This window comes from Caballeronia sp. LZ003 (genome assembly GCF_031451465.1).
In the GTDB taxonomy this organism is placed as follows: Bacteria; Pseudomonadota; Gammaproteobacteria; order Burkholderiales; family Burkholderiaceae; genus Caballeronia.
Window position 1 is genome coordinate 735,271 of record NZ_JARUXJ010000003.1, and the last position, 23,972, is coordinate 759,242.

Consider the following 23,972-nt stretch of genomic DNA (forward strand, 5'->3'; position numbering starts at 1 on the left):
CAAATCCACAAAAGCCGGGCGATAACCAAGCGTGCCGTGCCACGAATCGCGAATACTCCCTTCACGCATGACACACCGGCACGGGCCGGTCAATCAATCGAGAAGGAGTAGCGGACATGGCTTACATCACGACCAAGGACGGCACGGAAATCTATTACAAGGACTGGGGCACGGGCCCGGCGATCACGTTTTCTCACGGCTGGCCGCTCGATGCCGACGCGTGGGACGCGCAGATGATGTTCCTCGCCGAACGCGGTTATCGCGTGATCGCGCATGACCGTCGCGGCCACGGCCGTTCATCGCAACCGTGGAACGGCAACGAGATGAACACTTATGCCGACGATCTTGCCGAGCTGATCGAAGCGCTGGATCTGCAAGACATCATGATGGTCGGCCATTCGACCGGCGGCGGAGAAGTGGTGCGCTATATCGCGCGTCATGGCGCAAAGCGCGTGTCGAAGGTCGTGCTGGTCTCGGCCGTGCCGCCGATCATGCTCAAGACCGAAGCGAACCCGGGCGGCCTGCCGCTATCCGTGTTCGACGATATTCGCAAAGGCGTGCACGATAACCGCGCGCAGTTCTTCAAGGACCTCGCGATGCCGTTCTACAGCTTCAACAAGCCCGGCGCGAAAGTGTCGCAAGGCACGATCGATTCGTTCTGGCTGCTCGGCATGCTGGGTTCGATCAAAGGCATGTACGACTGCATCAAGGCGTTCTCGGAGACGGACTTCACCGAAGACCTGAAGCAGGTCACGGTGCCCGCGCTCGTGCTGCAAGGCGACGCCGATCAGATCGTTCCGCTCGACGATTCCGGCAAGCTCTCGTCGAAGCTCATGCCGAACGCGAAGCTGAAGATTTACGAAGGCGCGCCGCATGGCATGTGCACCACGCACGCGGATCGCGTCAACGCGGACCTGCTGGAGTTCATCCAGTCGTAAGCGGCGTGGCGGTCAGCGCAGGCTTGTGCAAGCGCCTGGAAAGCGGCCAGCGGGCAGGTCGCGCAGGAAGCGGAGCCGTCTCGTGGACCACGGGCGCCGCCGCTGTCAATGCCGCGCGCAGCCGCTTCTCGATCGCTGCGTCTGCCGTTCCCGCCGGCAGCTTCGCGATGGCATCGACGGCGAGCGCGGCGCGCATGCGGCACTCGTCGAACAGATGCGCGTCGCTTAGTGCGCCGACGAGATGCGACGCCAGTTCGATACCCACGCGGACATCGCCGTCCACGGACATCGCCCAGCCGAGCGCGACGCGCGCATCGTCCAGCGTGTGCTGGAAGGCGGCCGGATGGTCGTCGAGGCCGCAGGCTGTGGCCGCGATCTGTCGTGCAACATGACGCGCATTGCGGCGGATGATCTCGCGCAATTCGCCGTTGGCGCGCAGCTTTTCCAGCGCATAGGCGCGCGTCGATTCCGACAGACGATAGCGCGCGGTGGCGCGCTCGAATTCGACGCTCACGAGCGACTTCGCGACCAGTTCGGTGATGCCGCCGATGGCGTCCGCTGTCGTGTGCTCTTCGTCGCAGACTGCCGCGCACATCGACTCGAAAGAGAACCTGCCGCTAAAAAGCGCGAGCCGCCAGAACACGGATTGCGTGTCGCGGTCCAGCAGCGCGAAGCTCCAGTCGAAAGTGGCGCGCAAGGTTTGATGACGCGGCAGCGCGGTGCGGTAACCGCCCGCGAGAATCGCCATGCGGTCGTCCAGCCTGCGGCAGACGCCTTCCACGCCGAGCGCGGCGACGCGCGCGGCGGCCAGTTCGATGGCAAGCGGGAGGCCGTCCAGACGCCGGCAGATTTCACCGACGAGCCGGATCTCCGCGCTGTCGGTCGCCACGCTTTCCTGCAACGAATCGGCGCGCAGGATGAAGAGGCTCACGGCGGAGCATCGGAGAATATCGGCGTCCGCGGCATCGGCGGGAGGCACGTCGAGCGGTTCCACTCGGAAGATGCTCTCTGCCATCACGCGCAACGGCTCACGGCTCGTCACCAGCACGCGCAGCTTTTCGTTGCCGGCGACGAGTGCATCGACGATCTGCGCCACGGCGCCGACCACATGTTCGGCGTTATCGAGCAGCAGGAGTTTCGACTGGCCGGCGAGTGTCGCGGCCACGCGCGCTACATCGATATGCGTATCGGGCAAGGCAATGCCGCAACTCTCCGCGATGGCACACAGCACGCCCTCGCGCGTCGTCAACGCGGCGAGTTCGACGAAGCACACCGGTTCTGGAAAGTCTTCGGCACTATGACGGGCCGCCTCGATCGCGAGCCGCGTCTTGCCGATGCCGCCCGCGCCCGTCACCGTCAACACGTGCGAGTTGCGCAGCATGGCGCGGATCGTGGCGATTTCCGTATCGCGTCCGAGCAACGCAGATTTTTGCGGCGGAAGACGGCGGCCGCAAGCGGGCTTGAGCCGCGCTTCATCGGATGGCGTGCTCGGATTGCGTTGCAGGAGTTGATAGCCACGGCCGGGCACGGTGAGAATCAGGTCGCGGTCCGCGCCGAGCACCTTGCGCAACGCCGAGAGATGAACGTGAATATTGTTTTCCTCGACGACGGTGTCGGGCCATACGGCGTTCATCACCTCGTCCTTCGAGACGAGACGGCCGCCAGCCGCCGCGACCACGGCGAGGATATCGAAAGCGCGCGAGCCGAGACGCACGAGTTCGCCGTTTCGCCATAAGGCGCGCATCTCCAGATCGATCTGAAATCCGCCTATTTGCATCGTGACGTTTCCAGGTTGGGGAAAGGGAGCGAAACGCGAGGGAGAAGCTAAGGTCGGCGCGGGATAAGAAAGTGGCGTGCGCAGCCTCGGCACGATCAAGTTAGCGCAGCGCCGTTCATGCGTATTGCACGTAAGTGCGATGCTTTGTATGAAAGTCTATGGATGTGACGACGCGAGGTATCGACTGAAGAAAGGCTGTGTCAATTACCCGCTTGCCTGCGCCAGTTTCCGGGCGGCGTGCCGACCAGTTGCGAGAACGTGCGGCTGAAGTGGCTTTGATCGGAGAAGCCGCATGCAATGGCGATCTCCGCAAGCGACCACGTCGATTTGCGAAGCAGCATGCGCGCATGTTCGATGCGTTGCTCCAGCACCCATTGATGCGGCGTGCGCTGCGTGGTCTCGCGAAACGCGCGGATGAAGTAGCTGCGCGACAAGTTGCATGCACTCGCGATGGCTTCGAGCGATACGTTGTCATCGGTTTTGGCGAGCAGCATCTCCTTGGCGCGCGCTTCCTGAATACTCGAAAGACGCGGCCCCGGCTTGAGCGCTTTCGCGGTCGCGTCGCCGTATCGATCCACGAGATGCGTGCCGATGGTGACGCCGAGTTGTTCGAGGAAAAGCGCACTGGTCTCGGACGAACGATCCAGCGTCAGCGCGAGCACCTGCGCGAGCTGGCCGAAGATGGCGTCCTCGCGTCCGGGCGGCGCCGAGAAGCCGGAAATGGTCGTGCCGTTTCGCTCATAGCCCGTGTTCACGATGAACGACCGCGAAAATTCCATCAGCACGAAGTCGAACGCGCCATGCAGATCGGCGCGGTAGTCGTCCTCGAAATTGCGGATGTAGACCGAGTCCTTCCTGAACTCGTGCAGCGCCGAACGGCTACCCGTGATGATGCGCCGGCGATGTCCCGCCGCGAGCGAGACGCCGATGAGAAAGCCGCGATCGGACGCGGGCGTGACGACTTCGCTCGTCTTTTCCTCGCGCCTGCATTTCCGATAGAACGTGAAGTCGCCCGCGCGCAGTTCGAGGTCCTTGTGCAACTGCGTCGAAAGACAGCCGAGCGAGTCTTTCTGACGCGGCGCCGTGGTGCTGGAAATATCTGTCTGGTTGAACATGGTCCGTCACCCTTGCTCGTCACGCTGCACTCACGCATGCGGCGTTTGCGTTGCCATAATCAAGCGATGGTCATAACCGGCGGAATCCGTGGATTATCTTGGAAATTGTCCGCGACAAATATTAATTTTCGTTCAGTCGCCGGGCGCCAATCTCATATCTTGAGCAATTGCGCCGCGTTGCCGCCGAGGATCAGGTTCTTCTGCTCGGGCGGCAGCTCGAGGCGGTCCAGAAACGTCACCGGCTGTTCATAACCCATATCGAAGCAGTAGTCGCTGCCGAGCACGAGCCTGTCTATGCCGATGTTCTGTATCAGGAAATCGAGCACCGGCCCGGAATGCGACACCGTGTCGTAATTGAAGCGGCGCAGATAGCTGCTCGGCTTCTGCGCAAGCCTCCGCGTTTCGGGCCGCACGTTCCAGCCCGCATCGATACGGCCCATGAGGATAGGCAACGCGCCGCCCGCGTGCGGCAAGGTGACGTTGAGTCGCGGATGCCTGTCCATGACGCCACCGAGAATCAAATGCGATCCGGCAATGGCGGTATCGAATGGATTGCCGAGCAGATTGCTCAGATAGAAGTCGGTGAGCCGCGCGCCGCCGACCGTCTGTTGCGGATGCAGGAACACCGGCAAATCGAGTTGTTCGATGCGCGCGAAGACCGGCTCGAACAACGGATCGTCGAGATCGCGGTTGTTGATGTTCGTGCCCATATAGACGCCGCGTACGCCCGGCAATTCGGACGCACGTTCGAGTTCGTCGATGGCGTCGTGCGCGTTCAGCATCGGCAGCGTCGCGAGGACGACGAAGCGCGTCGGATGCTGCACGTGCACCGCGGATGCCGCCGTGTTCCATGTCGTTGCCAGCTTCGCGTTGAAGGCGCGGTCGGCCCAATAGGCCATCGGCACGCTGAGCGAGAGCGCCTGTACGTCGACGCCGGACGCGTCCATATCGGCAAGCCGTTCGTCGATACGGATGAATTTGAGCGGCAGCGGACCGAGGCCGCCAGCAGGCGTCTGAAAGCTGAAGGTGCTCGCATCGCAGGTGAACTTGCCGCCGAATTTATCGCCGTCGCTGCCGACGAGTTCGCAATAGCTTTCGGGGTAATAGTGCGCGTGAATGTCGATCGATTTGCCTTTCACTGTCGCATTGGCTCGGGCGGATGCGTTCGGAAGGCCCGAAGCGAAGCCGCCCGCGAGCGCGGCCATGGTTCCAAGCAGACGACGGCGCTTCGGCGAGATGCAGCAAGTGCAATCCATGAGTCATGTCTCCGTGATGGATTTCGATCGGCCTGTCTCAGCCGTTTTTGATCATGCCGAGCTCGCAGTCCACGAGCTGATTGCCATAGAGCGCACGTTCGCGCACGGCGCGCGCCGAGTGATCGGTGATCGAGAAGAAGACCACGCTCGCGAAGGCGACGAGCATGGAAAAGAGCGCGGGATATTCGTACGGATAGATGGCGTGCGCGTGACCAAGCACCTGGACCCAGACGGTCGGGCTCAGGATGGTGAGCGTGACGGCCGAGATCAGACCGAGCGAACCGCCTATCACCGCGCCGCGCGTGGTAAGGCCGCGCCAGTAGATCGACAGCAACAGCACCGGAAAATTGGAGCTTGCCGCGATCGAGAACGTGAGACTCACGATAAACGCGATGTTCTGCTTCTCGAACGCAATACCAAGCAAGATGGCCAGCACGCCGAGCACGAGCGTGGTGAGCCGCGACACGCGCATTTCCTCGCGGTCCGTCGCGCGTCCGCGGCGCAGCACGTTCGCATACAGGTCGTGCGATACCGCCGAGGAACCGGCGAGCGTCAGGCCCGCGACCACGGCCAGGATCGTCGAGAACGCGACCGCGCACATGAAGCCGAGGAACACGTTGCCGCCCACCGCATGCGCCAGATGCAGGGCCACCATGTTCACGCCGCCGATCACGCCGCCGGATGCGCTGTGATAGAGCGGATCGGTCGCTACGAGCGCAATCGTGCCGAAGCCGATGACGATGATGAGCGCATAGCCGATTCCTACGATGCCCGTCGCGTACAGAATGCTCTTGCGCGCGGCGCGGGCGTCGCCGACCGTGAAGAAGCGCATCAGAATATGCGGCAGTCCGGCCGTGCCGAAGATCAGCGCGAGGCCGAGCGAAACGGCGGAGACGGGATCGGATACCAAACCGCCAGGGCTCATGATCGCGGCGTGTTTCGGATGCGCGAGGATCGCCTGTGCAAAGAGCGCGTTCATGCTGAAGCCAGCGGCTCAACACCATGAACGCCATGAAAGCCGCGCCCGCCAGCAGAAGCGCTGCCTTGATGATCTGAATCCATGTGGTGGCGAGCATGCCGCCGAAGAACACGTACACCACCATCAGCACGCCGACCAGCACGACCGCCGCCGTGTAGTCGAAGCCGAACAGCAATTCGACGAGTTTGCCCGCGCCGACCATCTGCGAGACGAGGTATAGCAGCACGATCACGATGGAGCTCGACGCGGCGAACGCACGAATCGGCCGTTGTTGCAGGCGATAGGACACCACGTCGGCGAGCGTATAACGGCCGAGGTTGCGCAACGGTTCGGCGATCAGAAAGAGGATGATCGGCCAGCTCGCGAGAAAGCCGATGGAATAGATGAGGCCGTCGTAGCCGCTCGTGAAGACCAGCGCGGAGATGCCTAGCAGCGACGCGGCCGACATGTAATCGCCCGCTATTGCCCAGCCATTCTGGAACGCGGTGATCTTGCCGCCCGCAGCGTAGTGATCGGACACGCTGTGGTTCTTTCTTGCCGCCCAGCGCGTGATGAACAATGTCGATGCGACGAAAACGAGGAACATGCCGATCGCTATCGGATTATGCGAGCGTGACGCCGACGTGACTTCGGCGGCATCGGCAGAGATCGAAGTGACAGCGCCCATCAACGCGCCGAGCGAAAGAGAGATACGTTTCATTGCCGTGCTCCTTGCCGGATTTCGTTCACGGCGCGGTCATGGAAAGTGTTGGCTCGCGCGACATACACCGCCACGATGCCGAACGTGAAGACGAACATGCCGAAGCCGACTGGAATGCCCCACGTCGCGGGATAACCGGCGACAATCGGCCGGCCGAGCAACGCGGGCGCGAATGCCAGCGTGAGGATGAAGGCAAAGTACACCGTGACCATGAGGAGCGTGAGCATCCACGAGAAGGCGCGGCGTTTTTGCACGAGCGCCTGAAAGCGCGGGTCGTCGAGCAATGGGTTCGCCATGTGCGGCGGCGGTTCTTCGGCGATGATGTGCGCGTTCATCGCATAGGTTGGGGCGCTGTGATCCACGTCGTCTCCTTTGTCATCAGAACCGCGCGGGAACGGCGGTCTCGCGCATGACGGCATCGGGCGTGCGGTAGCGCTCGGCCATCTCGCGATCGACTTCCGTCTTCAACTGCGCCTGCATGTATGCGCCGAGATGGCGCGCGTGCTGCACGATAGCCGTGCCCACTTGCGTGCGTTCGAGGCTGTAGCCGGCAAGCGCGTCTTGCACGTCGCCGTGCGTCTTCAGTGCCTTGACGAGTGTCATGGCGTCGCTGGCTGCCTTGGTCACGCCCATTCCGCAATGCGGACGCGCAACGAACGCGGCATCGCCCAGCAGCGCGATGCGGCCGATGGCCATGCGCGGCACTTCGAGATCGAAGATAGGCTGAAAGAGCGGTTGCGTCGCGCGCGTCACGACTTCGCCGAATTGCGGTGCGAGCAGCGTGAGCGCGGCGTCTTCCATGTCGGCGAGCACGTCGGCGCGAATGAGCGTCGGCGGAATGCCGCCGGTCCAGCGCTTGCCCGATGCATCGGTCAGCAGATCGGGAAGCTGGACATCTTCGCTCGTTGCGCGATACCACACGAAGTTGTAGCGGCGCTCGCCGGGCGTCGTGCTATTGCCGTGACCGGCCACGGGATAGCCGAGAATCTGCTCGCGCGGCGGCAGGCAGAACGCGAACTTGTCGAAGAGCGCGTCGCGGGTTTCACGCGACAGCGAGGCTTCATCGACAAGACCGCGCCACGCAATATAACCGGCATATTGCAGCTTCACTTCGGGCATCAAGCGCTCGCGAATAGCCGATTTGAAGCCATCCGCCGCGATGACGAGATCGGCGTGCAATATCGCCCCGTCGCCGAGCGTGACGGTTGCACGATCGCCGTCATCTTCCACCGATGCCACCGTTACTCCAGCGTGATAGTGCACGTCGGGAAGCGCAGCGCGCAGCACGTGATACATCTTGCCCCACGCGGTCAGCGTTTGCGGCAGATCGCGTTCGGACAGCACCGCGCCGTCCTGCGCGAAGGTCACGCGTGAACGCACCTTCACGCCGATGCCATCGTCGATTTGAATGCCGGCTGCGCCGAGTGCATCGAAAAGTTCGGGATGCGTCACGATGCCCGCGCCGCGTCCGGCGAGTTCATCCGGCACGCGCTCGAACACGTCTACATCCCAGCCGTTACGCACCAGCAGGTTCGCTGCGAAAAGCCCGCCGAGCGAACCGCCGACGATGATCGCTCTGGATCGTTTGGAACTCTGGACCATGCTCATTCTCCTTCGCTGACGGGGTTTTGCTTGCTCGACGGTCGTGCATGCGTGAGGCGGCTCAGTTCTTCGGCGGGGAAGTTGAGTTCGATAGTCACGCCCGACGGATCTTCGATGAACACTTGATGCAAGCCGAGGCTTGGCACCGTGCGATCGCGCCACGCGATGCCTTCGCTTGTCAGCGTCTGCCACATCTCTTCGACGCCCGTCGCGAGAAACGCAATGTGATCGACCGTGCCCGTTCCGCTCGCGGGCAAGGCCTTGTCGCCGAGATATGCGGTGAGTCCTTCGGGATTGTTCGGATCCACGCCAATGATATGAACCGTGCCGAAGTCCACTTCGTCGCCGCCTTTGTAGAGCCACGCGCCGGGAAAGTCGAAGGGCGGACGATAGCCGCGCTTGAAGCCGAGGATGCGTTCGTAAAAGTGGCATGACTGTTCGAGATCGGTCGTGCGGATCGAGTAGTGGGCAAGTTTCGTAACAGGCATCATCGGCTCCTGACAAATTATTTATCGATCGATTAGTGATCGTTTGATAAATTGTAGGTGAAGCGGGGAGCGGGATAAAGCGGCGCATCGCCGGTGTTTACCCTGAAAAACCACGAGGCGGGAGTGATGCGATGGGAATAAGACGAACGGCCGGCGCGTTTGCCGGCCTGGAAGCGGACTCAGGCTTTGGCGCCCGGTTTGATGCGCGCGGGCTGCTTGGTTGCGTGTTTGAGCGCGGCGGGCACGCCGTTCAAGAAGGCGTCGACCTGACGCGCGATGTGATCCTCGACGTCGCCGGTGACGGGCAGACCGTAGATCCACTTGCGCACGCCGAGATAGAAAATGCTGGCGTGCAGGCTCCAGATCAGTTCGAGGTCGATCTCCCGCTGACGCGCGCTGGCGGGCGCGGGCAGTCCATAGGCAAGACGAATCTCCGCCATCACCGGAAGAAACACGCGCTCACGCAGACGCGTCAGATATTTCGAGTTGATGCCTTCGCGCGTCAGTCCCGCGAAGATGAAGATGCGAATCCACTCGCGCCGCAGGATCACCACCGAATACGCCGAATAGAACCGCACCATGCGTTCCTGAATGGGCAGGTCGCGGTCCTTGATGAGGTTCTCCCAGCTCGTGTCCCACTGATAGACCTCTTCGTACACGCGGTCGATCAACGCTTCCTTGCTCGGAAAATAGCGGTACAGAAGCGGCTGCGTGATGTCGAGTTGACGCGCGAGTTCACGCGTGCTGCCGGAGAATCCATGCGTGGCGAAATGATCGACGGCCTTGAGCACGATCTGCCGTTCGCGAACCTCCGGCGCCAAGCGGCGCGTGACGAGCTTTTCCTGTTCGACGTCTTCGATCTTCGGCGGGGTTTCGCTGTTCCGCGCTTTTCTCGGCATGGCTGGCTGGTACCTGTTGTGTTGGGACGCATCATACAAAGATTAGCCGGACCTGACTACGCGAGCACGTCTCATGGCCGGTCATTTCATGCAGCGCATGCGCAAAAAGCGTGCGATTGTGCAATTGCCTGGTCCGCGTTCGCAGCAGACTCCATACCACGCGAATATCCGCACGAACAAGCGACGAGCGCCCCATGACCCTGCAAGCCGATGCCGGCAGCGCGGCCCTGCCTCGATGGCGGGAAGAGCTGAAGACATACTGGAACGACGACGGACCCCGCTTCAGGCATATCGCGAAAGTGGCGCTTGCCATGTCGCTTGCAATGGGCGTGTGCATGCGGCTCGAACTGCGCACGCCGGCCACCGCCATGGTCTCGTGCATCATCGTGATGATGCATCAGCAAAGCGGCATGGTGATCGCGCGTGGCTTCTATCGCGGGCTCGGCATGGTGTGCGGCAGCTTTGCGGGGCTCGTGCTCATCGCGCTGTTTCCGCAGCAGCCGTGGCTTTTTTTGATCGCGCTCGCGGTGTGGATCGGCGTGTGCGTGTTCGGCGCGTCCTACTACCGCAATTTTCAGTCGTATGGTTTCGTGCTGACAGGATACGGCACCGCCATCACGGCCATACCGGCGTGGTCCAATCCTTATGGCGTGTACGACAACGTCGTATTCACCGTGAGCGAGGTGGTGATCGGCGTGGTCTGCGCGAGCGTGGTCAGCGCGGTGATCTTTCCGCGCTCTGTCACGCCCGCGCTCTATGCGGCCAGCCGCAAGAACTTCACGGACTTGCTCAACGCCATGCACGCGATGCTCGACCGCACCGCGACGCTTACCGGTTTCGACACCTTCCTCTCGCTGATTCGCGAGCGTGTGGAAGTGGAAAGCCTGCGCAGCGGCGCCGTGTTCGAAGACCCGGCTATCCGTCTTCACAACCATGTCTATCTCGATCTCGACCGCGGTTTTCTCGATACCGTCGCGTGGATTCACGCGCTGCATCAACTGAAGGTACGGGTCGCCGCCGAAGCTGACCCGCGCGCGCTTGCGGCCGTCTACGATCTCATCGACGCGCTGCTCGCCGTCGTGCCGAACGAGGCAGACGCGCAACTCGTCACGCTCGAAGCGGTGGAAACGCTGATGCGCGATCTCGATGCCTTCGAGGATGCCTTGCCCACGCGCCTCGGCAAGCTGTTGCAGGCGCTCGTGGATCTGTCGGCGCATCATCGTCAGTTCGTGTCGACGACGGGCGCGGCACTGTTCTTTTCGATGGCCGATCTGCGGCTGATGTGCCGAAGCTATATCGACGCGCGCACCATCGGCCGCTTGCCGTGGTCGCAGTCGGTGCTGCAGGCAATCGGCCGCATCGGCAGGACGCGGGCCACGGCTAATCGCACGGCCGCGACCATCGCCGGTGCGCGCGCCGCCGTCGCCGTGCTCGCGGTCGGCGCGGCGTGGATCGCCTCGGGCTGGGTCGGAGGCGCAACCGCCATCGTCGCGGTGGCGATTACGAGCGCGTTGTTCGCGCTTGCACCGAACCCGACGGTCGCGAGCTGGCAAATTTTCGGCGGCTGTCTTGGAGGATGGCTTGCAGGCTTCGCGTTTAATTTCTTCGTGCTGCCGCGCATCGAGACGTTCGAGTTGCTGGCGGCGTCGATGGCGATCGTGGTGATGATCGGCAGCTATCTGAACACGTTTCCGAAAACGGCGATTCTCGGGCTCGGCTTCAGCTTGTACTTCTGCTTCATCGTCGGTATTACGAACCCGACCATCTATAACCCAAGCGCTTATCTCGACACCGGCTTCGCGCTGCTAGGCGGAATCGCGGTGGCGGCGGTCGCGTTCTCGGTGCTCGTTCCGCGCGCGGGCGACTGGATCTCCGCGCAGTACATGAAGCAGATTCGCGGGTTGATCGTGCATGACGCGCGCAATGGCGACCTCGCCGACCTGCTCTATACATTCGAACTGAGCTTGCGCGATTTCATCTTGCAGATTGCATCCGCGCCGGTCGACGCCCGCGTGAATCGTGACCGCCTGATCGGCTGGGCGTTCGCGGCGCTCGAGATCGGCCGCTCGATGATTCAGATTCGTCTCGACACCGAGCAACTCGGCGCGACCTTGCCGGAAGGCTGGGCGGCGGAACAGGACGCATGGCTTGCGGCGCTGGCGAGCGTGTTCTCGAACACGACGCCCGAAGCCGCGCAGAACGCGCTCATAGCGACGCGCCGGGCGCTCGACATGCTGCCGCTCGGAGACAACATCGCGACCGATACGGCGACGCTCAAGCGGTATCGCATGCGCGCGTTGCTGCATTTCACCGAGCTGACCTTGCGCGATGACAGCCTTGCGTTATGGCAAACGAAGGAGACGCCGGCATGAACACGCGCCGCCTGTCGTGGTTCTTGTCGTCGAGCGGCTGCGCGCTGCTTCTTTCCGCCTGCATCACGAGCGGCGGCATCCACCCACACGAGTCGATGATCGACCCCGCCACGCTCGATGCCGGTGCCGCTCTGCGCGCGACCCAAGCCGATGCGAAATGGCCCGCCGACGCCTGGTGGCGTCAATGGAACGACCCGCAGTTGAATACGCTGGTGCAGGACGCGACCGCAGGCAATCCCGGGCTGCGCGCGGTGCAAGAGCGGATCGACGCGGCGCGTTTTCAGGCGCAGATCGCAGGCGCGGCCGAATTGCCGCAAGTCAGCGCGAACGGCAGCTTCGAGCGCAGACGTTATGCCCGCTACACCACGCCCGCGCCGCCTGGCGGCACGACCGTGTGGAGCAACAATGTCGAGGCTGACCTTTCATACGATCTCGATCTGTGGGGCAAGAATCGCGCGATCCGCGAAGCCGCGCTCGACAACGTGCAAGCGGTGGCGGCCGACGCGCGCTTCGCCGAAGTCGAGCTGCAGACGGCCGTGGTGCGCAGCTATGTGCAGTTGTCGCTGCAATACGCATTGCTCGATGTCTATCGCGACGTGCAGAACGAACAGCAGCGCACGCTCGATATCGCCACGCGCCGCTGGCATGCGGGCGTCGGCAGCGGTCTCGAAGTCAGTCAGGCGCAGACGCAACTTGCCATGAGCACGACACGCGTGCAGGAAGCGCAGCAACAACTCGCGCTTTCGCGCATCGGCATTGCGGGGCTGGCGGGCAAGGGGCCGGGTTATGCCGATGCCTTGCGCCGTCCCGGCCTCGCGCTGAGCGTGCCGGTCGATCTGCCGGCGACGCTGCCGGCCGAGCTCGTCGGGCATCGCGCGGACGTGGTGGCCGGGCGCTGGCGCGTGTTGCAAGCGGACAAGGGCATCGACGCGGCGCATGCGGATTTCTATCCGGACATCAACTTGCTGGCGACGGCATCGCTGGGATCGGCGGCGACTTTCGGCGGCTTCTTCAACTTCGTCGATAGCAACGGCATGGGCCACGGCGTGGGCGCGGCGATCTCGCTGCCGATCTTCGACGGCGGACGGCGGCGCGGCAACTACGGCGTCGCGGTGTCGTCGCGCGATGCCGCCGTCGACGCCTACAACCAGAGCGTGATCGGCGCGATGCAGGGCGTTGCCACGCAAGTCGTAACCTTGCGTTCGCTCGGCGAGCAGCAGGCGTCGATCGAGGACACGCTCGATTCGGCGCGCAAGTCGTTTCAGCTTGCCGACACGGGGTATCGCAGCGGCATCACCGAGTTTTTGAACGTGCTGGCCGCGCAGGATGCGCAGTTGCAGCAGGAACAAAGCCTCGCGACGATTCGGGCGAAACGTCTCGATGCCTGGGCGTTATTGATGAAGGAACTGGGCGGCGGCTTTGCATCGTCCATGCCGCGGGAAGCAACGCAAGGAGTCGCCGATGCCACGCGAGATTGACGTCTTCTCGCTTCTCATGCCCGGCTTGCTGCCGATACTTGCTGGCTGCGTGCTGCTGTTCGTCGTTCTCGATCTCGTGCTGGCGCGGCTCGGGTTTTATCGCTTTACGTGGCACGCGAGCCTCTTTCGCGTCGCGCTCTTCGCTGCGATGTTCAGCGGCGCTTCGCTGCTCTCATGGCGATGAAACCACCCACTGACATCAAGATGAAAACGCAATCCATCCTGCGCGCAGGATTCACGCTCACGATACTGGTCGTGGCGATCGTGCTGGTTCGCATGCTGTGGCTCGACTACATGTACTCGCCTTGGACGCGCGACGGACGCGTGCGCGCGCAGGTCGTGCAAGTCGCGACGGATGTTTCCGGCCTCGTCAGCGACGTGCGCGTGAAGGACAACCAGCTCGTGCGCAAGGGCGACATTCTGTTCGTGCTCGATCCGGCTCGCTTCCATTACGCCGTGGCGCAGGCCGATGCCGATCTCGCGCGTGCGCAGGCGCAAATGGCGCAGGCGAAGGCGCGCATGGCCGCGAGCGAATCCGGTTTTGCGATGAAACGCGCTCAGGCGGCGCGCCGCGCCAATCTTGCGGGCGACGTGATATCGGACGAAAGCCGGCTGGATTCGGCATCGCTCGCGAGGCAATCGGCGTCGGATCATGCCGCCGATGTCGCCGCCTACAACGCGGCCGAGGCGGCCGTGAAGGCAGCGGTAGTGGCGCAGGAGACGGCCGCGCTGAACCTGACGCGCAGCGAGGTGCGCGCGCCGTCCGATGGTTTCATCACGAACCTGAACCTTTATCCGGGCGATTTCGCCACGGCCGGGACCGCGCGCATGGCGCTGATCGACTCGCACTCGTTCTGGGTCTACGGTTACTTCGAGGAAACGAAGCTGCCGCACGTGCAAGTGGGCGATCGGGCGACGATCAGACTGCTATCGGGCGGCGAAGACATTCAAGGTCACGTGGATAGTCTCGCAAGCGGGATCGCCGACCGTGACAATCCGACGAGCGGCGATTTGCTCGCCGACGTCAACCCGATTTTTACGTGGGTGCGGCTCGCGCAGCGAGTGCCGGTGCGGATTCATATCGATCGTGTTCCCGAGGGAATGAGGCTCGCGATGGGGATGACTTGCACGGTGACATTGCAGCCGCATGGGAGCGGTCGTGGGTGAGCGTCGCGGCGCCGCCTTTTGAACGATTAAGGAAAAATAAGTACCGTCGCGTGGATGGCCTCGCGCATCATCGCTTGGGAAGCACGCTTTTCCTGGAGCGCGTCACTTCGACCGCTCCTTCCAGCGCGCTTTCGGCGATGTAAAAGGCCGCGCGCCTTTGCATCTTCTTCTGTCCGCTCACGAAGGGAGATGTGATGAGCAGTCATCCGCGCAGCGATGCGAGCGCTGACGCCAGCAACAACACCGCGAGCGCCATGGTGTACGTGGTGGACGACGACGAATCGATGCGCCAAGCCGTCAGCAATCTCCTGCGTTCGGTGGGCCTCAAGGTCGAAACCTTCGGCTCCGCGCAGGAGTTTCTGGCGTTCGACATGCCGGATGTGCCGAGTTGCCTGATCCTCGACGTGCGTCTCAAGGGACAAAGCGGACTTGCGGTGCAGGAGCAGATTGCATCGAGCGAACTGAGTCTGCCGATCATCTTCATGACGGGGCATGGCGATATCGCGATGACGGTCAAGGCGATGAAGGCCGGCGCGCAGGACTTCCTGGCCAAGCCGTTCCGCGATCAGGACATGCTCGATGCAGTGGAACAGGCGCTGGCCAACGATGCGCAGCGTCGCGCGACGAACCGTTCGGTAGCGGATTTGCGGCATTGCTACGACACGTTGACGGCACGTGAGCGTGAGGTCATGGCATTCGTCGCCTCGGGCCTCATGAACAAGCAGATCGCGGCGGAGATGGGCCTGAGCGAGATCACCGTGAAAATCTATCGCGGGCAGGCCATGCGGAAGATGGGGGCGCGCTCCCTTGCTGATTTCGTGAGGAAGGCGGAGGCGTTGGGAGTCGCATTGCCGGTGAGGCGCGCGCGGGGTGGGGTTTGAGATGGTTGGCCTTGGGCGAGGGCGATTGGCACTGCGCAGCGTGCTTATTGAATCACGCGACGACGAACCGCTCACACCCTATACCCACGTATAACTCACCTGCCGCCTCCGTCTGAACAACCGCACCGCGTTAGACCTCGCGCTAGTCAACCCGCCCGCGCCGCATCGAACCCCGACTAAACCTCCGTATGATCTGAACCAACCATCGGTCATTCAAGCCACCCCAACGTACGACTGGCTGTACGAATTGCCGTGCGATACCGTGGAGTCCATGCAAAGTCGCTCAAACAACTTCACTGGATGACCGGTCATGACCATTTCGTCGATGTCGTATCCCGACCCCGTAATCGAGGTCGCGCAGAAGAGCCGGGCGAACGGAATCGGAATGGAACATGCATGGCGCACACCTCCCGACGACGCTGCCAGCAGCCGTCCGCGCGGCGGCATTCTCCTCTCGCGATGGACCTGCAACGACAAGTCGCCGGTGGAAGTCGCGAGTGTCGAGAGCGCGACGCATCATTGCATTGCACTGAGTCTCAAGTGCACGTCACTCACGTTCTCTCATGCAGGCAAGACGCTCGTGCGCGGACGCGTCGCCGCCGGGGCCGTGCAGATCACGGCGCCCGACGTGCGCTGCAGCGCCGTGTTCGAGTCGCCTGCCGACGTGCTGCATCTTTTCGTCGGGCAACAGGTCTTGAGCGAATGCTTCGAGGACATGTTCGGGCGGCCGCATGCAGGCGATATTCGTATCGACGACCCCAAGCTCGTGCGCGACCCCGCGCTGGAACGGCTCGGACAGGCGCTCGCGGTATCGCAATCGGAGGACGCGGCGGTGGGCAAGGTGTTCACCGATAGCGTCAGCTTCGCCATCGTGTCGCGCCTGGTTGCACGGCACTTCACGCTGGCCGACCGGCAAAAGCGCGAGGCCAGCGCCTTGCCCGCGTGGCGGCTCAATCGCGCGATCGAATTTATCGATGCCCATCTCGCCGATTCGATCGGCCTCGCGGATATCGCCGGCAGCACAGGGCTCACGCGCATGCATTTCGCCTCGCAGTTTCGCCGCGCGACGGGCATGCCGCCGCACGAGTTTCTCCTGCGCCGCCGCGTGGAATACGCGCAGCGCCTGCTGCGCGAGTCGAAGCAAAACATGCTCGATGTCGCCCTGAGTTGCGGCTTCCGCTCGCAGGCTCACTTCACGACCGTATTCAAGCGAATGGTCGGCGATACCCCGTACTGCTGGAAGACGAAGACGAACGTCGCCGGGTAATGCGTGTTGTTCGATAAAGGCCGCGTCGTTACGCGCGGAAGTCCGCCAAGGAACCACTGTCATGCGCTTTCTCGACGATCCAGTCTCCTCACGACGAGCCAGTTCTGCCGATACGTTCTTGAGCGGCCGCATCGCGCTTGGGGCGTGGACGCGCCGCTTGATTCTCGCGACCGGTCTATGGGCGCTCGTCGAGTTGCCGTTCGAGTTATGGATCAGTCTCTCGGCGCGCGATGCGCTTGCATGCATCGTCGGCAAACTCTTGTGGCTGGCGCTCGTCGGGTTCGTGCTGACCGGCAGCCGCGTCGCGCGCATCGTCTATGCGTTGCTCTGCACGATCGGTCTGATGGCAATGTCATTCGGGCTGCCGGTCGAGTTCCGCGTATCGCCGCTGCTGTTTTTGCTGTCTTCGGTGGAATGCGTGCTGAAGGCGAGCGCCTTCGTGTGTCTCGTATCCGCGGATGCTCGTCCGTACGAGGATTGATCGCGCATGCGCGCAACGTGGCGGTTCCGTTATTCAACCAGGCGTGAGTGCGGCATGATCAAGATCGGTCGAATCGTAGTGTCGCTGGAAATTCGCGAGGCGCGTCTGGATGGGCGACTGCTCGAGGTCGGCTCGCGCGCGTTCGACATCCTCGAATTGCTGATTCGCGCAAATGGCAAAACGGTTACGAAGGATGAGATTCTGCGCCACGTGTGGCCGAAATCGGTGGTCGGCGAGAACAACATCCATGTGCAGCTTTCGACGCTCAGGCGTGTCCTCGGCGCTGACGGTCAGGCTATCCATACCGTGTCCGGTCGAGGTTATCGGCTGGCGAATGCGGTCGACGTGTCTGCGCCTGCCGATTCAATTGATCCGAAAGCGATGCATCTCGATGCCCTGCCGCATCATCGCGCGGCTTTGATCGGACGCGAGAGCGCGCTTGCGGAGATCGTCGGTGCCTTGCAGGAAGCGCATCTCGTCACGTTGCTGGGCTCGGGCGGTATTGGCAAGACGCAGCTTGGCATCGCGGCGGCGCGTTCGATTGCGGCTAACGCACAGATCGATGTGTGCTTCGTCTCGCTCGCGGCCGTGAACGATGCGCGCATGGTCGCGGACACCATCGCCGAAGCACTTGGCATCGACCGTTCCATGAGCGATGGTTCGATCAAAGCGCTCATCACGGTTCTTCAGAGCCGCAAGATACTGCTGTTGCTGGACAACTGCGAGCATGTAATCGAGGCAGCCGCGTCGCTCGCCCAACAACTCGTGGAAGCATGCGCGGCGCTGCGAATTTTGGCGACGAGCCGTGAGCCACTGCGCACGCACGACGAAAAGTGCTACCGGGTCGCGCCGCTCGACATGCCCGATGTCGAGTCCACCTCGCAAGCGATTCTCGCCAGCGCCTCGGTGCGGATGTTTCTCGCGCAGATGAGCGCGCTAAATGTGTCGGTCGAACGGGACCGCGGCAGTCTCGACATGCTCGCGACGATCTGCCGCCGGCTCGACGGCATTCCGTTGGCACTCGAACTCGCCGCGGCGCGGGCGGCTGTGTTCGGCATACGCAGGCTGGCCGCGGAACTCGATGATCGGTTCCAGTCGCTGACGGGCGGGCGCAGGACTGCGCCGCCTCGGCAGCAGACCTTGGCCGCTTCGCTCGACTGGAGCTACAAACTGCTCGGCGCGGCCGAACGCGTAGTGCTGCGACGGCTCGCCGTATTCCCCGACCGCTTTTCGCTGGATGAGGCTTGTACAGTCGCCGCGTGCGAATGGTTATCGCGAAACGAGGTCATGGAGGCGATCGTCGGCCTCGCCTCGAAGTGTCTTCTGATGACTTCGTTCGACAGCACGACTCGTGACTATTTCCTGCTGGAGACGACGCGCGACTATGCGTTGCGCAAGTCGGGCGAGTCCGACGATGCTAGCGTCGTGACGTCTGCACGCACTGAGCCGCGCATGCGAACGCTAGGTGCTGCGGCGCGCGGCGGCAGGCTCGTGTTGGTATCGGCCGCTTCCCGATGAATCTGCCGCGACGCGAGCCACGGGAGCATTGGCATACATGAGCTTTGTCTGCATCGTCGATGACGACGCCTCGGTAAGACGCGGCGTCGGCAATTTGCTCAAGGCCGTTGGCTACGCGACCGCGATGTTCTCGTCGGGCGAGGAGTTCCTTGCATCGTCGGCCGTCGACGATGCCATGTGCGTTCTGCTCGATATCAAAATGCGAGGGATGCAGGGGCTCGATGTGCAACGTCGATTGAACGCCGAGCATCGGGACATTCCGGTGGTGTTCATGTCCGCGCACGGTGACGACGATACGGTTCAGCGAGCCATGCAGCGTGGCGCGGTGGGTTTTCTGCGCAAGCCTTTCGATGAAGAGGGGTTGCTGGTTTCGATCGAGCTTGCGATTGCTGCGGGAAGAAGGGGTGCGGCAGGGGCTTAAGCCTTTCGGTCGAAGGCGGATCAGTTTCTTGAAATCTGGCTCGCACGCGACTTTTGCATGCAGTCGACCGTATGCCTTTGCGTGGTATTCAATCGACCGAATGCGATCTTGTTCAAACCTGATGGCGTCTGGTGGCTTGGCGAAATTCAGGTTCCCTGGAGCTTCGTTTGGCCGGTGGCATTGCATGCAGTCGACCGCATACATTCGTCTGGTATTCGATCTACCCGCCTCGCGCTGCCCCAGTCTCCATCGCCACTCCATTCCACAGATGTACTGCGGCATAAGCGCGCCAAGGCCGCCAACGCTCGATATGCGCTCGTTGCTGCGCGGGCTTGAGCAGGGCCGGATTGCGCCGCGCGATGGCCTGCATCAACACGAGATCGGCATCGGGCCATGCGTCTGGATCGCGCAGGGCGCGCATCGCGACATAACCGACTGTCCACGGACCGATACCCGGCAGCGCCAGCAGATCGCGCTTCAACGCCTCGGCATCAGCGTCCGGTTCGTCGAGCGGCAACGCGCCTGTTGACACCGCATTCGCAAACCGCTGCACGGCTTCGACACGTTTCGTGGGCATGCCGATCTTATCCAGGTCCGCGGCGGCAAGCTCGGCGGGCGTCGGGAACCGCCAGGCAGTGGCCTCGTGCGAATGCCCATCGATCATTCGTCCCGCGCGCTGCACGATTCGTCCCATGATCGTCGAAGCGCCTTTCACGCTCACTTGCTGGCCCACGATGGTTCTGACCACCAACTCGAACCCGGACCATGCGCCCGGCACGCGTAGCCCCGGCGAGGCATCGAGTAGCGGCGCCAACAACGGGTCGCGTGACAACACGCTTGCAATCCGGCGGGGATCGGCATGCAGATCGAACATACGAGCGAGCGGTTCGGCAAGTTCATCGGCATGCCGCTGCGCATTGCCGTCGACGGTCACGACAAGGCGATGTTTGCGCTCATGCGGCCTGACTTCGACGGTGCCTTCATCGCCATGCCATTCGATCGCGCGTCGATAAACGCCGCCTTCCACCGACTCGACGCCCGCCGCCGCCCGGCCGCCTATGAAGGCGAGCAGGCGAGTCCAGTCGAAGGGCCGCTTGAAGGGCAACTCGATCGTCGTCGAATTGCCGTGAGATGTGGATTGCATTCTGAATGCCGAATGATGCATGCGATTGCCGCGCAATGGCTGCCGATGTTACTCCATCGCCTGGCGGCCTATGTCGTTCGACCAACGTCGTGCTTCGAGAAGGCGATGTCAGGGTCGCTGTGCAATGCGCATCGTGCTTTCGCTGAGCATGCGCCGGAACTCGGTATCGTAGGCGAGAGTTTGACGCGCGCTCGCGACGAGTTGCGAGCGCCGGTCCCACTGATCGGCGCGTAGTACGCAGCGCGACAGAACATCGGTGTAGACGCGACGCATGTTCGCGTTATCGTGATCGACGGTCAGGCGGGCAATGCTGACCTTCTCATCATGCGTGAGCTGCTGCGTGAGGCAATCGACCGTTGCGCGGTCCGTATCGGCTTGCGCGACGCTCACGTCCTGATCGTCGTAATAGAGCGTGAAGCCGCCAACGACGAGCGCCGCCCCAAGCGCCAGGCATGTACCTCTTATTGTGTTCAACATGTCCCCCGATGTCAGGCTCTTCGGCCATTGGCGCGAATCGTAGCGAAGCTTGCGAGGATTCGGCCGATCGAACTGTGCGCGGGGGAACGCAGCGTTCGATGCGCTTGAGTATGGCGTTTTCAGCCAGCGTCACCGGTGTGCGTCCGCTTCCTGGCAACCGGCGCCTTCACCGTGGTCAACGTGCGCTCGGCGAGAACGGCATCGCGTTTGCCGAGCAGGTGATGACGAAGAATGGTCGACATGCGCCTGCCATCGCGCGTTTCCAGCGCTTCGATCATCTCTTCGTGCTCTCGTATCGCGCTATCCCACTTGGGCGTCTGGAAGTTCGATCGAAAGCGCATGGCCTGCAAGCGCCGGTTGATCGACACGTAGGTTTGCCGTAGCGCCGTGTTGCGCGCGGCTTCATTGATCTTGTCGTGAATAGCCTGATTCCGGCTGTAATAGCCCGACAAATCATTGCGCGCGCGGCATTCCAGCATGACCGCGTGAAGCGCCTTGATGTCCGCGATCTCCTGCGGCGTGATTCGCTCGCAAGCCAGTTCGCCGGAGAACGCCTCCAGTCCGCTCATCAGTTCGAACATCTCGCGGATTTCGAGTTCGCTCATCTGCGAGACCGATGCACCCCTGTTCGGCGATATCTCGATCAACCCTTCCGCGGCCAGCACCTTCAGCGCTTCACGCAAGGGCGTGCGCGAAATGCCGAGCGTCTCGCAAAGCTTGCGCTCGTTTAGCTTCACGCCCGGCGCAAGCAGGCCTTCCACGATGAATTCCCGTAAGTGATCCACCACCGTGTCGTGCAAACGCATGCGCTCGACCTTCTGTAGGAGCGGCGAAAGACTGGCGTCAGGCAAGTCGCGATTTTGCATTCAATACCTCGAATTCGTTTGCGGCAATTTTAACCCTAGCTCGCCGGAAAAAACCTCCAGCGGGTTATCCCTAGGTCATTTGGCCTATTTAAGCCTTTCCGCGGCCGCATCGCTGCGCTACAGTATTTTGCATGCAAAATTCAATTTAAGAGGATGCGCATCCATGCTGAAACTCGATTACCACCCCGCTGGCCGTCACTTCCTGCAGATTCCGGGACCCAGCCCGGTGCCCGATCGCATTTTGCGTGCGATGAGTTATCCGACCATCGACCATCGCGGGCCGGAGTTCGGTGCACTCGGCCTGAAGGTGCTCGATGGCATCAAGAAAATCTTTAAGACGAGCCAGCCGGTGGTGATTTATCCGGCTTCCGGCACCGGTGCATGGGAAGCGGCGCTCGCCAATACGCTCAGCCCCGGCGACACGGTCCTCATGTACGAAACCGGCCACTTCGCGACCCTATGGCAAAAGATGGCGGTCAACCTCGGACTGAAGCCGGAGTTTCTGGGCTTGCCCGGCATCGAGGGCTGGCGCCGCGGCGTGCAGGCCGACATGATCGAAGCGCGCCTTGCCGAAGACAAGCAGCGCACGATCAAGGCGGTATGCGTCGTTCACAACGAGACGTCCACGGGCGTGACCTCGGACATCGCGGCGGTGCGGCGCGCCATCGACGCGGCTGGCCACCCGGCGCTTCTGATGGTCGACACGATCTCCGGTCTCGCATCCGCCGACTATCGTCATGACGAATGGGGCGTGGACGTGACCGTGTCCGGCTCGCAGAAGGGCTTGATGCTGCCGCCGGGAATCAGCTTCAACGCGGTGTCGCAGAAGGCGATCGAGGCATCGAAAGAGGCGAAGCTGCCGCGTGCTTTCTGGGACTGGAAAGAGATCATCGAAATGAACAAACAGGGCTACTGGCCCTACACGCCGAACACCAACCTGCTGTACGGCCTGTCCGAAGCGCTCGACATGATTCTCGGCGAAGGGCTCGACAACGTGTTCGCGCGCCATCAGCGGCTCGCGGCCGCCTGCCGTGCGGCAGTCACCGCGTGGGGGCTCGAAATCCAGTGCGCGGATTCGTCCGTGTATTCGCCGGTGCTGACCGGTGTGATGACGCCCGAAGGTGTCGATGCGGATGCGGTACGCAAGCTCATCTACGAGCACTTCGATATGTCGCTGGGCACGGGTCTCGGCAAGGTGAAGGGCCGCATGTTCCGCATCGGGCATCTGGGCGATTGCAACGATCTCACGTTGATGGCCGCGCTCACCGGCTGCGAGATGGGACTGAAGCTCGCGGGCATCAAACTCGAAGGGAGCGGCGTGGCCGCGGCGATGGACTATCTGACGAGCCACGTCGCGAAACCCGAACTCAAGGCGGCGGCATGAGCGCGGCCTTCGACGCCGACGCGCTCGCGCGGCTCTTCGTGGAAGCGCGTGCGCATCGCGCGAAACTCGAAGCATTGCCGGAAGACGCGCGGCCATCGAACGCGGAAGAAGCCTACGCCGCGCAAAAGGCGACTTTGCATGCACTCGGCGCGAGCGTCGGCGGGTGGAAGGTCGGCGCGAAGACGCCCGATGGTCCGATCCAGGCTGCGTTGCTCCCGGCCGATGGCGTGCATGCCTCGGGCGCGCGGCTATCGATGTCGGCTTTCGGACGAGCAGGGCTCGAACTCGAAGTGGCTTTTGTATTCAATCGCGCATTCGAGGCAGGCAGCGGACCGTATAGCGATACCGAAATCATCGGCGCGATCGGTTCCGTGCATGCGGCGATCGAAGTGGTGGCGAGTCGCTTCGCTGCGTGGCCCGACGTCGAGAAGCCGTGGCAACTCGCGGATCTGCAGAATCACGGCGCGCTACTCGTCGGCGCGGGCGAGCCTTACGACGAAGCGTTCCCGTTCGTCGCCCCGACGATGAGCTTCGAATTCGACGGCAAGCCGCTCTTCGAAGGCCCACCGGCGAACCCGGCGGGCGATCCGCGTCGTCTGCTTGCGTGGACGGTCAATCACGCGGTCTCGCATGGCATCGCGTTCGCCGCGGGCACGGTGATCACGGCGGGCTCTTACACCGGACTTGCCTTCCGGGATGGGGCGGGCCACGCCGTGGGCTCGATCGACGGCCTGCCTACCGTCGAACTGCATTTCGAATGAT

General features: G+C 62.6%; 22 protein-coding genes and 1 pseudogene. 12 read left to right on the forward strand and 11 right to left on the reverse strand.

Features of this window, described 5'->3' with window-relative positions:
* Positions 1-116 precede the first annotated feature (116 nt).
* Positions 117-938, forward strand: a complete 822-nt coding sequence (locus QCE79_RS20975; RefSeq protein WP_309847585.1) for an alpha/beta hydrolase — start codon at positions 117-119, stop codon at positions 936-938.
* Here the strand turns inward: QCE79_RS20975 and QCE79_RS20980 are convergent.
* The 8 genes and pseudogenes from QCE79_RS20980 to QCE79_RS21015 all read right to left on the reverse strand — a co-directional run bounded on the left by QCE79_RS20980 (position 925) and on the right by QCE79_RS21015 (position 9,754).
* Positions 925-2,715 carry a winged helix-turn-helix domain-containing protein gene (locus tag QCE79_RS20980; RefSeq protein ID WP_309847588.1) on the reverse strand — a complete coding sequence of 597 codons (1,791 nt, stop codon included), beginning with the start codon at positions 2,713-2,715 and terminating at the stop codon, positions 925-927. The two genes, QCE79_RS20975 and QCE79_RS20980, sit on opposite strands and share 14 nt — an antisense overlap.
* A 200-nt stretch (positions 2,716-2,915) precedes the next feature.
* Positions 2,916-3,830, reverse strand: coding sequence for a helix-turn-helix transcriptional regulator (locus tag QCE79_RS20985; protein WP_250510506.1), 915 nt, complete (start codon positions 3,828-3,830; stop codon positions 2,916-2,918).
* 152 nt (positions 3,831-3,982) lie between these two features.
* Positions 3,983-5,086, reverse strand: a complete 1,104-nt coding sequence (locus QCE79_RS20990) for an amidohydrolase family protein (protein ID WP_250467918.1) — start codon at positions 5,084-5,086, stop codon at positions 3,983-3,985.
* A 37-nt stretch (positions 5,087-5,123) separates the two neighbouring features.
* Positions 5,124-6,765: pseudogene (actP, locus tag QCE79_RS20995) on the reverse strand (cation/acetate symporter ActP).
* Positions 6,762-7,127, reverse strand: a complete 366-nt coding sequence (locus QCE79_RS21000) for a DUF485 domain-containing protein (RefSeq protein WP_309847593.1) — start codon at positions 7,125-7,127, stop codon at positions 6,762-6,764. The pseudogene actP and the gene QCE79_RS21000 overlap by 4 nt, the downstream one beginning before the upstream one ends.
* A gap of 16 nt (positions 7,128-7,143) precedes the next feature.
* On the reverse strand, positions 7,144-8,373 hold the full coding sequence (locus QCE79_RS21005; protein WP_309847597.1) for an FAD binding domain-containing protein: 1,230 nt from the start codon (positions 8,371-8,373) through the stop codon (positions 7,144-7,146).
* On the reverse strand, positions 8,370-8,855 hold the full coding sequence (locus QCE79_RS21010; protein ID WP_244831244.1) for a VOC family protein: 486 nt from the start codon (positions 8,853-8,855) through the stop codon (positions 8,370-8,372). The genes QCE79_RS21005 and QCE79_RS21010 overlap by 4 nt, the downstream gene beginning before the upstream one ends.
* A 179-nt stretch (positions 8,856-9,034) precedes the next feature.
* Positions 9,035-9,754 carry a TetR/AcrR family transcriptional regulator gene (locus QCE79_RS21015; RefSeq protein WP_309847598.1) on the reverse strand — a complete coding sequence of 240 codons (720 nt, stop codon included), beginning with the start codon at positions 9,752-9,754 and terminating at the stop codon, positions 9,035-9,037.
* Positions 9,755-9,948: 194 nt separating this feature from the next.
* Between QCE79_RS21015 and QCE79_RS21020 the strand changes: the two genes are divergently transcribed.
* The 9 genes from QCE79_RS21020 (at position 9,949) to QCE79_RS21060 (ending at position 19,339) form a co-directional block, all read left to right on the forward strand.
* Positions 9,949-12,126: an FUSC family protein gene (locus QCE79_RS21020; protein WP_309847601.1), complete on the forward strand. Its 2,178-nt coding sequence runs from the start codon at positions 9,949-9,951 to the stop codon at positions 12,124-12,126.
* Complete coding sequence (locus QCE79_RS21025; RefSeq protein ID WP_309847605.1) at positions 12,123-13,604, forward strand: efflux transporter outer membrane subunit; 1,482 nt, start codon at positions 12,123-12,125, stop codon at positions 13,602-13,604. The genes QCE79_RS21020 and QCE79_RS21025 overlap by 4 nt, the downstream gene beginning before the upstream one ends.
* Complete coding sequence (locus QCE79_RS21030; protein ID WP_244831248.1) at positions 13,588-13,788, forward strand: DUF1656 domain-containing protein; 201 nt, start codon at positions 13,588-13,590, stop codon at positions 13,786-13,788. Before QCE79_RS21025 ends, QCE79_RS21030 begins: the two co-directional genes overlap by 17 nt.
* A gap of 20 nt (positions 13,789-13,808) precedes the next feature.
* The gene (locus QCE79_RS21035) at positions 13,809-14,771 is read left to right on the forward strand and encodes an HlyD family secretion protein (RefSeq protein ID WP_250467925.1); all 963 of its coding nucleotides are present in this window, start codon (positions 13,809-13,811) and stop codon (positions 14,769-14,771) included.
* A 194-nt stretch (positions 14,772-14,965) separates the two neighbouring features.
* On the forward strand, positions 14,966-15,652 hold the full coding sequence (locus tag QCE79_RS21040; protein WP_244831250.1) for a response regulator transcription factor: 687 nt from the start codon (positions 14,966-14,968) through the stop codon (positions 15,650-15,652).
* A 310-nt stretch (positions 15,653-15,962) separates the two neighbouring features.
* Entirely contained in the window at positions 15,963-16,919 is a 957-nt protein-coding gene (locus tag QCE79_RS21045; RefSeq protein ID WP_309847612.1) for an AraC family transcriptional regulator, read from the forward strand.
* A gap of 61 nt (positions 16,920-16,980) precedes the next feature.
* A complete protein-coding gene (locus QCE79_RS21050) occupies positions 16,981-17,400 on the forward strand; it encodes a hypothetical protein (RefSeq protein ID WP_250493972.1) in 420 nt (139 codons plus the stop codon).
* A 54-nt stretch (positions 17,401-17,454) separates the two neighbouring features.
* Complete coding sequence (locus QCE79_RS21055; RefSeq protein WP_309847615.1) at positions 17,455-18,918, forward strand: winged helix-turn-helix domain-containing protein; 1,464 nt, start codon at positions 17,455-17,457, stop codon at positions 18,916-18,918.
* A gap of 37 nt (positions 18,919-18,955) precedes the next feature.
* Entirely contained in the window at positions 18,956-19,339 is a 384-nt protein-coding gene (locus tag QCE79_RS21060; RefSeq protein ID WP_250493974.1) for a response regulator transcription factor, read from the forward strand.
* Positions 19,340-19,559: 220 nt separating this feature from the next.
* On the opposite strand, the gene QCE79_RS21065 is transcribed toward QCE79_RS21060, so the two are convergent.
* The 3 genes from QCE79_RS21065 to QCE79_RS21075 form a co-directional block, all read right to left on the reverse strand.
* Positions 19,560-20,483, reverse strand: a complete 924-nt coding sequence (locus QCE79_RS21065; RefSeq protein ID WP_309847619.1) for an AlkA N-terminal domain-containing protein — start codon at positions 20,481-20,483, stop codon at positions 19,560-19,562.
* Positions 20,484-20,591: 108 nt separating this feature from the next.
* Positions 20,592-20,960 (reverse strand): hypothetical protein, encoded by a 369-nt coding sequence (locus QCE79_RS21070; protein ID WP_244831256.1) that lies wholly within the window; start codon positions 20,958-20,960, stop codon positions 20,592-20,594.
* A 119-nt stretch (positions 20,961-21,079) separates the two neighbouring features.
* Positions 21,080-21,826, reverse strand: coding sequence for a GntR family transcriptional regulator (locus tag QCE79_RS21075; protein ID WP_244831257.1), 747 nt, complete (start codon positions 21,824-21,826; stop codon positions 21,080-21,082).
* A 163-nt stretch (positions 21,827-21,989) separates the two neighbouring features.
* On the opposite strand from QCE79_RS21075, the gene QCE79_RS21080 reads away from it, so the two are divergent.
* Both QCE79_RS21080 and QCE79_RS21085 read left to right on the forward strand, forming a co-directional pair.
* A complete protein-coding gene (locus tag QCE79_RS21080) occupies positions 21,990-23,210 on the forward strand; it encodes an alanine--glyoxylate aminotransferase family protein (RefSeq protein ID WP_244831258.1) in 1,221 nt (406 codons plus the stop codon).
* Positions 23,207-23,971, forward strand: a complete 765-nt coding sequence (locus QCE79_RS21085) for a 2-keto-4-pentenoate hydratase (protein ID WP_309847625.1) — start codon at positions 23,207-23,209, stop codon at positions 23,969-23,971. The genes QCE79_RS21080 and QCE79_RS21085 overlap by 4 nt, the downstream gene beginning before the upstream one ends.
* The last annotated feature ends 1 nt before the right edge of the window (position 23,972 follow it).